Raw genomic sequence first — 12,824 nt, forward strand, 5'->3', positions numbered from 1 at the left:
ACTTAATGGCAGTGATGCGAAGCTTAGGAACGATGCGCTTGGATTTCGGGATGTTATTTCCAACCATATCCTAAGCATCTGTTGTTAATCAGACCCTTAAATGCATACTTTTACACAAAAGCAGTAAAGTCTTTATAAATAAATGATGTTTCCGGTAGCAACAATGTTGATTCCATTGGATTTTTCTGACTCATGTATCAGTGTTGCGAGCTAAACGCATGCCTGAAACAGAGTTTATGCAATGGCATTTAGTCTGCTGTAAGTAAGCATGCCAACTAAGGAGCAACTATTTGTGCTTGATGCGAACAGAGACAATCAGATGGCTTAAACCATTCAGATTCAACCTATCATCACGCAGTAGATAGAAACACTTCACGAAATCTATTTTGCCGATCAGAATCGACAGCATTGTTCTAACGAATCTACTCTGCTACAGACTTCAGCCTTCCAAAATAAACATCCCAAAGACGTTTTACAAATTTGAGGTTGACATAAAATTAAGGCGTCAAAGTAAGCCACCACCTAGTTTTACCAATCAATACGCTGGCTTTCCCACCAACCAATCCAAAGTCATCTACCAACCACCTCTTCCGCGATTTGCACTTCGTGTAATAACTGCCGCTTCAGAGCTCACAATAGTCATCCCTATAGGTGCGAGTGCAACTACTGCTAATTTCAAATGCTGAATCCCAAACGGTATCCCAATAATCGTTACAAAACAGGCCAATGCAGACATGATATGTCCAATCGCTAACCATATGCCGGCAAATACGAACCAGATGACATTACCTATCGTACCCAATAAACCAGTACCGATATCATCTTCTTGATGAAGTTCTTTCCTACTTATGGCTTCCTTTCCGAATGGAAAGAAAGAAAACTGGCCAATCACAAAACAAGCTTTAGCCCATGGAATGCCGACAATGGTTAAAAAGGCAATCAGACCAGCAAGCCACCAAGCTAGTCCCATGACCACCCCACCTAAAATAAACCAAAAAAAATTACCAATTGTTCTCATACTGAAATTCGTTATTGAGTCTAGAATTCATTTTATAGAGTTTTCTAACCAAACGCATGCCTTATATCCAACATGGTTTACGCCTATGATGTTATCCCCAATTCTTGTGGATAAGTTTGTGACAAAACAGTGACAACTAGCTATAAGTTACTGTCACACATCAGAAAAACTTAACTTGTCTAAAAACTGGCCAACACAAAATATAACCACGTCAAATAAACCGGAAATACATAGTAGCCGCGCTCGGCCAACCGTTCGGATGGTTGGGATCGATCTCACTCAATAGCTTCGAAACAGTGGCAATACCGCCACGACCTAGTTTGGTCGATTTTATGCCTGCATAGCGGTTTATCCTTTTCCGATAGCGTGCTAAACCGTCGCTGCATTTTGATTTCAACAGCTTGCTCGTAACCGATCACTTGTTTCTAATCTTGCGCTGGTTAAAGCGCTTGATTATCGTCGATTCTCTTTGTTAATTCGCGGCAGTTGTGTTTAGCGACATCCTTAACGTTTCTTCCGTTCCACTTCCAGTGCTTCATGACGTAGATCAATATAATTGCTGCCAACCAGTTTCCAAAACATGGCCGCTGACTCCGGGTCGCTGCTTAAAAGCTTGACGGCTATTGCTCCATTGTCGCTGATGTCGGTGATTTCTGCTTCCACATCGACGCTGTCTTTGTTTTTAACTATACGTTTATCAGCTTCAAAGCGCATGGTCACCGTTTCCCCTTTACGAAATACCATGGGGCTTTTCAGGCCGCCAAAAAACGCCAGTTTATACTCAGGTACGGACAGATAGGGAATGACGAATTCTGCATGCCAGCGAAAAGGTGGGCAGTTAATCGGGCCGCTTTTTTTCGGAAAATGGATGGTGTACCCATCGTCAACTTGAGTTTTGACGTTGCCTTTAGTGTAAATCTGATGGCAGTTGGTTAATACCGTATCGCCGGGTTCGAATTGATACTTGCCGGCTGCTTGAGCGGATGCGTTAATTAGGCAGAAAATACTCAGAACAAAAAACAAATAAGTCAGTCTCATGGCACACCTCTTTATTGTAGTTATGACATCGGAGTCTGGACGGGCCGCTGGCTATTGTCAAGACTGACGCATGTCTGCAGTCAATTTAAATAGTTTGGGGGTAGGAGGATTCCAGCTTCAATGATTTTATGCGTTGATGATGCATATCTCGACTAGTCACAAAGCCCCATTTTTGTTGGTAATTTGACAGTCGATCTCCTGTTTTATCATGAAAAGCTGAATTTAAACCGGGCGAAAAAGTTATTGCTCTCAATGCAGGCGATCAAATGCAGCGACTTGCCTATCGTCAGAGGAATTTTGCTATCGATGACGTATTTGCCAGCGGCTAAAAAAACCTGCGGGTTGTCGCTGTTTTCGCCTACTAAGAGGGCGTTTGTATCGATGGAGCTGTTAACAATACTATAGATATTACAGCTGCCGGAGAGATGTTCCAGCAAAAAATGATTGGCATTCGAGAGCTCGCTGAAACTTTGTTGACGAATGATGGCTAAAGATACCGGGTGCTGTTCCTTGTAAAGCAGAACAATATCACCAGTCCAACATTCCAGGCCACGGCTTTCGGCAATTAAGTAAGATTTATTGGGAGTTTTTAGCAAATTAACCCCTTTACCCAGATTTTGTTGCTTGGTGAATGGTCTGCGGTCAGCATCAAAAACATTGCGTTGATGTTCCAAGGGGACCAATGATAAGTTGAAATCATGGTTTGAGGTTTCTGGTAGCTGGGAACTCAACTGACTAATTTTTGATAACTTGTTTTGCTCTTGTAGATAGGCGCAGATACTATTAAAGCCTGCAATCAGCTTTGAGCTAGACGGTAAACCCGGGATGATCGAGCCAAAGACTTGACGATAACCACTTAACATCAATGCCAGTTTGTTTTGTGTGCTGGGACTAAGCTGGGTGGAAATTGTCCCCAGCTGTAATTCATGGCTGATACGTGTAGTGTTTAGTGCCATGAAGTTCTCGGGTAAAGATCGATAGTTTTTCTTGGCTGGACAGGGCGGTATATCGCTTTTTAGGTCCCAGTAAAAGCCGAAGTCATGTGTGTCGCGATTGACAGAAATTTCCAATAAATGGGCGGAATCGTTAGCGAGCTGAAAAAAATGGCTGATTTCATCAGTTTTAAACAGCGTGGGCGCCAAAATAGTGAATAATAAATTGCGTTTGAGGACTGATTCTATGGTTAATTGGGCTTTGAACTCAGCTAATTTTGTGGTTTGCGGCTGAGCCAAACAGTCGTTTTCTACTGCAAGTTTGTAAAGGCTGGCGGATTTCTTCCATAAGCTGGTAGAAGGCATTTCATAAAACAGGTTGTAGCAGCGCAAACTATAACCCATCAATTGAAAGGCGTAATAAATGCAAGTCTGTAATACACCGGCTGCAAGCCCTTTACTTTCAACCAACTGACAAAACAACAAAGCTAATTGTCTTGGCAGTTGCATTGACAATTTAGCGAGTTTGAAAACCTTATCCGAATGCTGCGTGTCGCTGGATAGTATTGAGGAAAGGCTGGTGGAAAAATGTAAAGTCAACGGTGTTAAATTGATCAAAACCGGAAAAAGTTCGCTCGCTGGGTATTTTTGTTCTTTTAACTGCTTCAAGGCCTGACCCAATTGATGCGCTGCCTGTGTGTTTGGCAGGGAGCTTAAACTCTGTAGCCAATCATTCAGAGCATCGGTGGTCATTTCAAAAGGTAAGTTGTTGTCGGTTGCCATCGGATTTTGTATTTGTTTGGTATTTCCCTACGAGTTTAGCCGAAATTGGCTCGGTATTGAAAAATTAGGCTACAGCCCAGTGATCGCTTGTTAATCATTGGCAATCCCAAATGGAATATGCACCATCGGGATGTCACCGGCTTCAGATGCCAGATGACTTTTTTGGTCATCGAAATAGATATGTGGCCGCAATATCGACAGGATGCGCTCTTTTTGCATGCCGCCCAAGAAAAATGTTTCATTGGCGCTGACCCCCCAATGTTCAAGCGTTGTGATGACGCGTTCATGTGAAGGCGCGCTACGAGCCGTGACAATGGCTGTCCGAATGATGCGTTGATAATCCCGGTTTTTCGCTTGCTCTTGGTCTTCCAGAGCTTGCAAATAGGATAATTTTTTAAACAAGTCGGCCAAAGGACCGGGGTTATGTGGAATGTGGGAATTGGCAGCTTCGTAGTGACGGAACTCCGGCAAATCAGCGTTTTTGTAGATGGTTTCGGATTCGTCATCGGCAATAACCCCATCAAAATCAAATGCAATCACTAGTTCTTCGTTAGCAGATTGATCAACGACTTTGCTCGGCAAAACAGTGCCGGCCGGATAGCCTGAGGCGATGGCTTTTTTAACATCATCCTCATTAGCTGTCAGAAAAAGTGAGGCATTGAATGCGGGGATATATTTGTAAGGCGACTTGCCTTCGGTAAATGCCGCCCTGGAAATAGTAAGCCCGTAATGGGCGATAGAGCGAAAAACCCGCTGACCGGTTGCCGCCGAATTTCTAGACAGCAAGACGACTTCAACCGGGGATTGGGCCGTAAAATGGCTGTTAATGTTTAGAAATCGACGAATAAACGGGAAGGCAACGCCTTTTCCGAGTACTTGATTCAGATGTTCGGTTTGAAAGGCCTTGTAGGCTACCGGCCCCTGTTTCATGAATACTGCTTGCGATTCAGTAAGATCGAAAAGAGCGCTGGATGAAACCGCAATTACTAGTTTTTGTTCAATGGGATAAGACATGGTAAGGTCGATTTACTCAATATAAGGGGCCGACACGATCCAAATAGGTCATGTAAATCCGGGTATCCAATTCCAGCTGATGATAGTTGGGCTCCATGTATACGCATAATTTATAGAATGCCTTGTTATGCTGCTTTTCCCGCAAATGTGCCAATTCATGTGCAGCGATCATGCTTAAAAATTCAAGCGGTACTGTTTTAAATACCGAGCCGATGCGAATTTCATTTTTTGCCTTCAGATTACTGCCTTGAACTCTGGATACAAAAGAGTGCAGACCTAAGGCTTGATGGAGTAGGTCGATTTTATCATCGTAGACGATTTTGCTAATTGGGCTCGATTGACGCAGATATTGGTTCTTCATGTCCATGATAAAAGCATAGAGCGCTTTATCGGTCTTAACCTGATGGGGTGCTGGATATTTTTTTAACAGCATCTCGCCCAATTTTTCATGATCAATCAGCCGTTGAATTTGATCGGTTAGAGTTGCCGGATAACCCGTCAGGTATTTTAATGTGTGCATCTTACTGATAATGCTGAGTCATCTTGCCAAATGTAATGGCTTGAGGGCAGAGGTTGTGTGGGCGCGCATGATGCCTGTGCATGATGGCCGAACTTTGCTTGATAGCTTGAACTTGTTCCATTTTACTGCCATTGAATGTGGAGACGACAAAGCTAGGCGCCGGGGTAAAATCCAAAAGTTGTCGCAATGACAATAAAGTCATCAGTGACTCTCCTTAAAGTTGTTGTATTGTTAGCTCTATATCAGCATAGGCAAAGTAATGTTATTTACGTCAGTTTGCCTAGCTGTGGATTGCATGCTTTTCCATTCAGGTTAGGCTAGATTTAGATTTGTTTTCGCCTCTGATTGTTGTGATTGTCTTGCTATATTGCAGCAGTTAGCAACCGATATTCCGCGATAAATGGTTGAATATAAATTTTAGCGATACTTTTGTGCAACATCTTTTATCAAATAAGGTGATTTATGAATAATGCGTTTAAAGGATTAAATAATCACGGATTACCAAGCGTGATTAATCAGCCCATTTTTTGCATGAACGCACAAGATGCTTTTTTAGCTGACCAAATATTATCCGACAAGAAGCTATCCCGGTTAGCGTAAATTCCATTATTACTGTTGCTCTGCTTACTGATTGGCGCAATCTGGACAATACCGGTTTCTGCTGAAGAGAATCAAGCGACCGATCTGAGTATTATTTCCGCCCAATCCAAACAAGATTTGCCTGAGACATTTCCGCTTGAATTCATGAATCGGCATATCTTTACAATTCGCTCAGATGTCGCGGGTTTTAGTCAACAAGAACAAGCCACAAGCATTTTGAACCGCATTAAATTGGCCATGGAAAAAGGCGGTGACGATAAAATATCAACGCATCCTGCACCTAAAGGCGGGCGATTTATCGAGCTGAACGGCTTGCGAGTATTCCAAATAAAACCCGACGATACGGATATTATTACAGGTGAATCCGTAGATGAAGTAGCCAAAAATGCTGCGGAGAATCTGCAGACGGCTGTGCATGATGCCAGAGAGCAAAGCAGCAAACAGTTCATGATTAAAGGCGCCGGATTTGCCCTACTCGCCAGCTTGGTTTTCTATCTGGTTTGCCGGATTATTTATTGGGGTGAAAGAAAGCTCATTAGCCGTTTCCAAAAATGGATTCAAGCCTGGGCAGACAAGCTGGCGGTTGCCATTCATCCTGAGCAAGCCATGAACTCATTAATTTTCCTGGTTAATCTTGCAAAGTGGGCCTTGGTTAGCATGGCAGGTTACCAGTGGGCAACCATTAGCTTGAGTCAGTTTCCTTATACCAGGCCATGGGGTGAAAAACTGCATAGCTACTTAATTGACACCGTAACTGAAATCTTGTTGGCTATCGTAAATGCCTTGCCTGGCCTGGTGGTGATTTTCATTATTGTTCTACTCACCCGTTTCGCATCGCAGTTGATAAAAGCATTCTTTGCCAGAATTGAGTCCGGAGAGACTAGCGTACCCTGGATGGCTGAAGAGACTGCCAAACCAACCCGTAAAATTTCTCAGGGCTTACTTTGGTTATTTGCTTTTGCTATGGCTTACCCCTATTTGCCGGGTAGTGAAACCGAAGCATTTAGGGGCTTGAGTGTATTAGTCGGCATCATGCTTTCTATCGGGGGGTCCGGGCTTGTAGGCCAGGCGGCAAGTGGTTTAATTATGATTTATTCTCGCGTATTACGCGAAGATGAATATGTCAAAATAGGCGAAACCGAAGGCGTGGTTACCACAGTTGGCGTTTTTTCAACCAAGATCAGAACAGCTAGCGGTGAAGAGGTTAACGTGCCCAATTCCATGATAGGTAACGCTATAACGGTGAATTCATCCCGTTTGATCGAGGGTGATGGCTTGGTTGCACACACTTGCGTAACGATAGGTTATGACACCCCCTGGCGTCAGGTTCATGGCATGCTGCTGCAGGCCGCAAAAAACACCCCCGGTCTCCGCTCTGAACCCAAGCCATTTGAAGCGCAAACTGCACTGTCTGACTACTATGTTGAATACCGATTGACCGCGCAGGTAGAGCGTCCCGAAATTCGTAGAATCACAATGACAACGCTGCATGCCAATATTCAGGATGTGTTTAACGAGTATGGCGTACAGATCATGTCACCGCATTATAAGGGCGATCCTTTAGAAAAAATCTGGGTTCCGAAAGAGCAGTGGTTTGAAGCGCCTGCGGCAGAGGCCGTGGAAGCTAAATCAATTTAGGCCATTTTTAACACTTATTTCACAAAGCCAGACAACCTTGAATTAGCGGCACTCACGATCACCAAGCATCCAACACGGCTTGAGTTGCCATTATTTGGGTCAACAATTCCGACCGCCACGTTCTTTGAGCTTTACAAGGTCATTCAATGATCAAATGTTATCCATTACGGCGATATGCGGGTAGTTGACCAGCCTCTAGAAGCCAAATCAGACTCGATTGTGATAGCAGTAGTAATCGGCTCATCGACAAGAATGACGAGGGTGCTTGGTGAATGTCGGATAATCCTGACTATCCCCCTGCAAATCAAAGATGAAATGGAACTGCATGTCTGGGTTGACCTAGCGCGTGTCATTCATTTGTTTCAGCCATAATTGTTTGCCATTGCAGACTACAACAATTTTTACGTTTCATGTGAGAGAGTCTCCCAGACACATTTGAATGATAAACCGATAAAACTTGAGCGGATAAAACCAACTGATTGCATCATTAGTCCCGTTAGAATTTTAGCGCTTGCTTGGACCAGGATGCCCAAGCAAGCCTTGCAAAAATAGCGTCTAACTGACTAAATAAAGCTTAAATATTATTAACGCGATTTTTTAGATAATCGGCAAAATCATCTTTGATTTCCGGGTGCAATAAACCGTATTCCACATTAGCCAGCAAAAATCCAAATTTGGAACCGCAATCGTAACGATTGCCAGCAAATTCATAAGAAAATACTGCCTCATCCTGCATCAAAGCTGCAATTGCATCCGTCAATTGGATTTCTCCACCTGCACCACGACCTGTATTTTCAATTTTGTCGAAAATAGCCGGTGTCAGGATATATCGTCCGACCACAGCAATGTTGGAAGGCGCCACTTCTGGTTTGGGTTTTTCGACGATAGATTTTAAGCGTCCCACACCTGGCGCGGTTTCGCTGTGCTCAACAATACCGTATTTATGAGTTTCCTTAGGGTCGACGCGCTCAACCCCCAAAATACTGCTTTGTTCCCGATTAAACAAATCCACCATTTGCTTCATGCAACCCCGCTGACCATCTTCAATCAAATCATCTGGCAGAATTACAGCAAATGGTTCATCACCAACGATAGGCTTGGCACAATGCACTGCGTGACCTAAACCTAAGGCCTCGGCCTGGCGCACAAATACGCAAGACACATGCGGCGGCAACAAATCGCGCAACATTTTTAATAGTTCGGTTTTACCGCTTTTTTCCAGCTCTTTTTCCAGCTCGTAAGATTTATCGAAATGATTGGGTATAGAGTCCTTATTACGCCCGGTGACGAAAATCATAGTATCAATACCAGCAGCAATAGCTTCTTCCACTGCATACTGAATCAGTGGTTTATCTACTACAGGCAACATTTCTTTCGCAACCGCTTTAGTTGCTGGAAGAGAGCGGGTACCAAGACCTGCAACAGGGAAAACCGCTTTGGTAACTTTTTTACTCATAATTGCTCTTTAGTTTAGGTTTTAATTTTGACGAATCGATAATGAGGGCCTAACCTTATACAAAACTTAAATTAAGCTGCAGAAGTAGCTGTATATTAGGCCATAATGCCTATTAATTTTGACACTATCGTACGAGAATTTACAATGATAAAACTGTTGGCGACGCTCTGGCTAGGGTTAGCTCCACTTCAATCAGCGTTTGCAGACGATTTAATAGAGATATATCAACTGGCTAAACAAAATGATCCCGAGTACAAAATCAGCGATATAAACCAGCTAGCCTCTACAGAAATCAGATCTCAAAGTATTGCGCAAATGTTGCCCAGCCTTAGTATGACTGCTGGCAGCAACCGTAATCGCTTAGAGAATACAAAATCAGGCTTCAGCATATCTGGACAAGGCCTTCAACATTACTGGGACAGTGCACTAGCTTTCAACTTAAACCAACCCGTTTTCAACTGGAGCCACTGGGTACAATTGGACCAGTCCGACAACAAAATTGCCCAGGCTGAAGCTGAATTTCAAGCTAAGCAACAAGCCTTGATGACGCGTACATCCGAAGCTTACTTTAATGTGCTAGCTTCTCAGGACAATTTAACTTTCATTGTAGCGGAAAAAAATGCCATCGAAAAACAGCTGGAGCAAGCCAAACAACGTTTTGAAGTAGGCATCATAGCCATCACTGACGTTTACGAAGCTCAGGCTGCTTTCGATCGAGCCCATGCAGCAGTCATTGAAGCCGAAAAATTATTAGACAATAGCAAAGAAGCCCTCAGGGAAATTATTGGCGACAATCCAGTCGATTTAAAAATACTTGCTGGCGAAGTCCCTCTGACCTCACCTATGCCCGAGGATATATCTGCTTGGGCCAATACCGCAGAAAATAACAATTTTTCGATAGTCGCTCAATTCAATCAGGCTGAATACGTGCGGAAAAACATCGAACTGCAAGAATCCCAACACTTGCCAACCCTCGATATTGTGGCCCAATACAGGCAGGCTGATAACGGCAACTCGTTCGGGTTTCGCGGTAACAACGAAAGCGTTGGCTTGCAATTCAATCTGCCGATTTACGAAGGTGGCGGCATAATGTCACGTACCCGTCAGGCACAATATGAATACGAAGCCGCCAAAGAAGAATTAATCAGAGTCAAACGCGCCGTCATTCGTCAAGTTAAAGATGCCTATCGTGGCGTGATTTCCAGCACCAACGAGGTGAAAGCACTCAAATCAACCGAGCAATCCGGTGAATTAGCTGTCGAAGCAGCGGAGGCCGGCCTGGAAGTCGGTACTCGCACCATGGTTGATGTACTGGCTATTCAACGTAATCTCTACAGGGCTAAAAGTGAGTACGCACGCTCTCGCTATAACTACTTGATCAACGGCATTAAGCTCAAAGAAGCCGCTGGCAGCTTGAACGAGGAAGACTTGCAACTGGTTAACCAATACTTGCAATAATAACTCTCAATCCAATGACCAAATTAACAACTCTTTTTGGAGATACACATGCTTAAAGTTTTAGTTTCCAGCCTACTGTGTTTGCCACTTGTTGCATCTGCCCAAAATGCCGGCGACATGCAAATAGATGAAGCAAAAATGCAGCAAATGATGCAACAAATGCAAGGCGTGCAAGACTGCATGGCAAACATAGACCCAGTAGAACTGGAGACTTTTCAGAAACAAGCCGAAGATATGGATGCCGAAGTTAAAGCACTTTGCGCCACCGGAAAACGTGATGAGGCCATGAGCCGAGCTATGACATTCGGTAAAGAAGTGGTAAGCAGTAAAGTCATGCAAGACATGAAAAAATGCGGAGAAAGCATGAAAAATATGATGCAAAACCTACCTAAAGTGGCTCAATCTCAGGATGAAAATGGCACACCACGACATATTTGTGACGAATAACTGCTGACTTAATTCTGAAAAACCTTGTTTTAGCAGAATACAGCTATTGAGTTCACCCACCCGGCAGGCGAGAGTTGGTAACAGAAAAACTGCGCACCCAATCGCCTGCGCGTACTCGGCTTTGACCGGTTAAATCTTGCAAATTACCGGATGACATCGACGGACCGACTTCAGAAACCACCAGCACGCCAATCGAATCGGTAAAGCCCATGCCGGCACTGCCTGCTGAATAGACCATAAATTGATCACCAACCCTGACCTTATCCTGCGCACCTGCCGCTATCACAATCCGGTTGTTATCAACTTTTACCACACGTGCAGCAAAGGGATGGCAGGAAAATAATTGCTGAATATCATCGCTGGCTTGATGAATGATTTGACTAATTGCATGCCCGGCAGAACTTGATTCGAACCTTTCGCTACCCACGTTATATCCAGAGGGTAATGATACATCTCCCAGAATTGAATCGGTATAACGTTGCTGAAATATCAAAGCCCCCGTAAACCCATCATAGACGTATACATCGATACCAATACTGCGCCTAGCGATGAAATCACGCATAGATGATTTCAACTGAGCCAACACGCCGGAGCCGCGGACATATTCAGTCGATTCAATTGTAAAATCGCGTATCACACCGGACAATACCAATTGCGCATCGCCACGTTTGGCAATATCCAATAACATGGAACCCGAATAACCGTTAATAGCAGTAATTTCCGGCGCTAAATCCGGACGACTATAGAGCACAGTTGAGGTCATGTTGCGGGCAATAAAATCGCCAGTTTCCATTAATTGATTACTAATTTCTCTAGGAATGCCACTAAATAAATCCTGGCTTTCCGAGCCACTAATCTGCCCAGAAGTCATCAAAGGAAAACCTGTGGCAACAATTTTCTTGCGATAGTTCGATAGGCAGGACTTCTGCTCGGAACGAACAGTCAAAACCTGAACATAATAGGTATTGCCATCCTGCCATTCGTCGACCACTTTAATATCGCCTATCTGAATAGGGCCGGAATTGCTGGATTTAAGCTGCAGAGAGGCGTTGGCAATGGCGTCATCAATTGCCATCTGCCGTGCCCTATCAACACCCTCTGTTGCGATTGGAGCACTCCCTTGAACCGTCGTTTGTCTGCTGGAAATAGCTGACGGGTTAACTGAGTCTGTATTCGCGCAAGCTGACAATAACCCTATCAGCAATAGCCAAAGCCCATTTTTATAAGGCATTAATAAATCCATTGATTAACAGATAGTTGAAAAGTGTACGGGCACCGGTATTCACCGTCCATTGCACATCATATAATCCAGCCTCCAGTAAAAAACCATCTACTGGATTAGATTCTTTAGAGAATCCACTAACATAAAATTGGTCACTGCAATCTACTCTATCACAAGCCAGATTGGCAGTTGTCTTGGCAGCGGTTTTATACCCCAAACGGGTAAATGCCAATTTATCCTCTTCTTGAATACATTGACTAGCCAAGGTCACGTCGCCACTCATACACTGATAAAACCGGGGCGTCAGAGTTAATTCTAAAGTGGTTTTTAAATTGTTCTGAGCCGTACGATAATCAGTGGCTCGCGCACCTCGTAAATAGATATCTAGATACACCCGATAAACTTCATGACTAATAACCTGTGAACCTACGGTTTTATTCCCGCCCAAGGGCTCGTAATACAACTGATCGGCTAAGCCGCGATAGGCATTCAGTTTAGCCAATTGCTGAGCAGACAACCAACGATTATTGACACTGAGCTGACCAGAGTTATTAAACTGACTATCTCCGCTAGCGACTAATGTTTTACTAGTGCCGACCTGTTCATGAACATTTACACTGGCACAACCTGACAATGCCAGCATTAGTAGCACAATTTTAAACCCAGTCGTCCCATTCATAACCACCCCCTGCTCATAA

At 43.9% G+C, this 12,824-nt stretch carries 12 protein-coding genes; 3 read left to right on the forward strand and 9 right to left on the reverse strand.

Features of this window, described 5'->3' with window-relative positions; genetic code table 11:
- Window positions 1-574: 574 nt before the first annotated feature.
- The 6 genes from A1359_RS13715 to A1359_RS13740 form a co-directional block, all read right to left on the reverse strand.
- Window positions 575-1,018, reverse strand: a complete 444-nt coding sequence (locus A1359_RS13715; RefSeq protein WP_066983986.1) for a YccF domain-containing protein — start codon at window positions 1,016-1,018, stop codon at window positions 575-577.
- A gap of 504 nt (window positions 1,019-1,522) precedes the next feature.
- A complete protein-coding gene (locus tag A1359_RS13720; protein WP_066983989.1) occupies window positions 1,523-2,056 on the reverse strand; it encodes a hypothetical protein in 534 nt (177 codons plus the stop codon).
- Window positions 2,057-2,262: 206 nt separating this feature from the next.
- Window positions 2,263-3,771 carry a hypothetical protein gene (locus A1359_RS13725; RefSeq protein ID WP_066983992.1) on the reverse strand — a complete coding sequence of 503 codons (1,509 nt, stop codon included), beginning with the start codon at window positions 3,769-3,771 and terminating at the stop codon, window positions 2,263-2,265.
- A 90-nt stretch (window positions 3,772-3,861) separates the two neighbouring features.
- Window positions 3,862-4,785, reverse strand: a complete 924-nt coding sequence (locus tag A1359_RS13730; protein ID WP_066983995.1) for a 5'-nucleotidase — start codon at window positions 4,783-4,785, stop codon at window positions 3,862-3,864.
- 16 nt (window positions 4,786-4,801) lie between these two features.
- Window positions 4,802-5,305 (reverse strand): YgjP-like metallopeptidase domain-containing protein, encoded by a 504-nt coding sequence (locus A1359_RS13735; RefSeq protein ID WP_066983998.1) that lies wholly within the window; start codon window positions 5,303-5,305, stop codon window positions 4,802-4,804.
- A gap of 1 nt (window position 5,306) precedes the next feature.
- A complete protein-coding gene (locus A1359_RS13740; protein ID WP_066984001.1) occupies window positions 5,307-5,507 on the reverse strand; it encodes a hypothetical protein in 201 nt (66 codons plus the stop codon).
- A gap of 413 nt (window positions 5,508-5,920) precedes the next feature.
- Here A1359_RS13740 and A1359_RS13745 point away from each other — a divergent pair, with 413 nt between their 5' ends.
- A complete protein-coding gene (locus A1359_RS13745) occupies window positions 5,921-7,543 on the forward strand; it encodes a mechanosensitive ion channel family protein (RefSeq protein WP_083960640.1) in 1,623 nt (540 codons plus the stop codon).
- Between the two features lie 574 nt (window positions 7,544-8,117).
- Here the strand turns inward: A1359_RS13745 and galU are convergent.
- Complete coding sequence (gene galU / locus A1359_RS13755) at window positions 8,118-8,999, reverse strand: UTP--glucose-1-phosphate uridylyltransferase GalU (RefSeq protein WP_066984011.1); 882 nt, start codon at window positions 8,997-8,999, stop codon at window positions 8,118-8,120.
- Window positions 9,000-9,104: 105 nt separating this feature from the next.
- Here galU and A1359_RS13760 point away from each other — a divergent pair, with 105 nt between their 5' ends.
- Together A1359_RS13760 and A1359_RS13765 are read left to right on the forward strand one after the other, a co-directional pair.
- A complete protein-coding gene (locus A1359_RS13760) occupies window positions 9,105-10,457 on the forward strand; it encodes a TolC family outer membrane protein (protein WP_083960641.1) in 1,353 nt (450 codons plus the stop codon).
- 48 nt (window positions 10,458-10,505) lie between these two features.
- Entirely contained in the window at window positions 10,506-10,904 is a 399-nt protein-coding gene (locus tag A1359_RS13765; RefSeq protein ID WP_066984014.1) for a hypothetical protein, read from the forward strand.
- Between the two features lie 52 nt (window positions 10,905-10,956).
- Here A1359_RS13765 and A1359_RS13770 read toward each other — a convergent pair whose 3' ends face one another.
- The gene (locus A1359_RS13770; RefSeq protein ID WP_066984017.1) at window positions 10,957-12,135 is read right to left on the reverse strand and encodes a flagella assembly protein FlgT middle domain-containing protein; all 1,179 of its coding nucleotides are present in this window, start codon (window positions 12,133-12,135) and stop codon (window positions 10,957-10,959) included.
- Window positions 12,125-12,805, reverse strand: coding sequence for a hypothetical protein (locus tag A1359_RS13775; RefSeq protein WP_066984020.1), 681 nt, complete (start codon window positions 12,803-12,805; stop codon window positions 12,125-12,127). Before A1359_RS13775 ends, A1359_RS13770 begins: the two co-directional genes overlap by 11 nt.
- Between the last annotated feature and the right edge of the window lie 19 nt (window positions 12,806-12,824).

This window comes from Methylomonas lenta (assembly GCF_001644015.1).
Taxonomy (GTDB): Bacteria; Pseudomonadota; Gammaproteobacteria; order Methylococcales; family Methylomonadaceae; genus Methylomonas; species Methylomonas lenta.

Bases quoted from the DNA above. Each gene is read 5' to 3' on its own strand.
- A1359_RS13715 (WP_066983986.1), bottom strand. From the start codon at position 1,018: ATGAGAACAATTGGTAATTTTTTTTGGTTTATTTTAGGTGGGGTGGTC.
- A1359_RS13720 (WP_066983989.1), bottom strand. From the start codon at position 2,056: ATGAGACTGACTTATTTGTTTTTTGTTCTGAGTATTTTCTGCCTAATT.
- A1359_RS13725 (WP_066983992.1), bottom strand. From the start codon at position 3,771: ATGGCAACCGACAACAACTTACCTTTTGAAATGACCACCGATGCTCTG.
- A1359_RS13730 (WP_066983995.1), bottom strand. From the start codon at position 4,785: ATGTCTTATCCCATTGAACAAAAACTAGTAATTGCGGTTTCATCCAGC.
- A1359_RS13735 (WP_066983998.1), bottom strand. From the start codon at position 5,305: ATGCACACATTAAAATACCTGACGGGTTATCCGGCAACTCTAACCGAT.
- A1359_RS13740 (WP_066984001.1), bottom strand. From the start codon at position 5,507: ATGACTTTATTGTCATTGCGACAACTTTTGGATTTTACCCCGGCGCCT.
- galU (WP_066984011.1), bottom strand. From the start codon at position 8,999: ATGAGTAAAAAAGTTACCAAAGCGGTTTTCCCTGTTGCAGGTCTTGGT.
- A1359_RS13760 (WP_083960641.1), top strand. From the start codon at position 9,105: ATGCCTATTAATTTTGACACTATCGTACGAGAATTTACAATGATAAAA.
- A1359_RS13765 (WP_066984014.1), top strand. From the start codon at position 10,506: ATGCTTAAAGTTTTAGTTTCCAGCCTACTGTGTTTGCCACTTGTTGCA.
- A1359_RS13770 (WP_066984017.1), bottom strand. From the start codon at position 12,135: ATGCCTTATAAAAATGGGCTTTGGCTATTGCTGATAGGGTTATTGTCA.
- A1359_RS13775 (WP_066984020.1), bottom strand. From the start codon at position 12,805: ATGAATGGGACGACTGGGTTTAAAATTGTGCTACTAATGCTGGCATTG.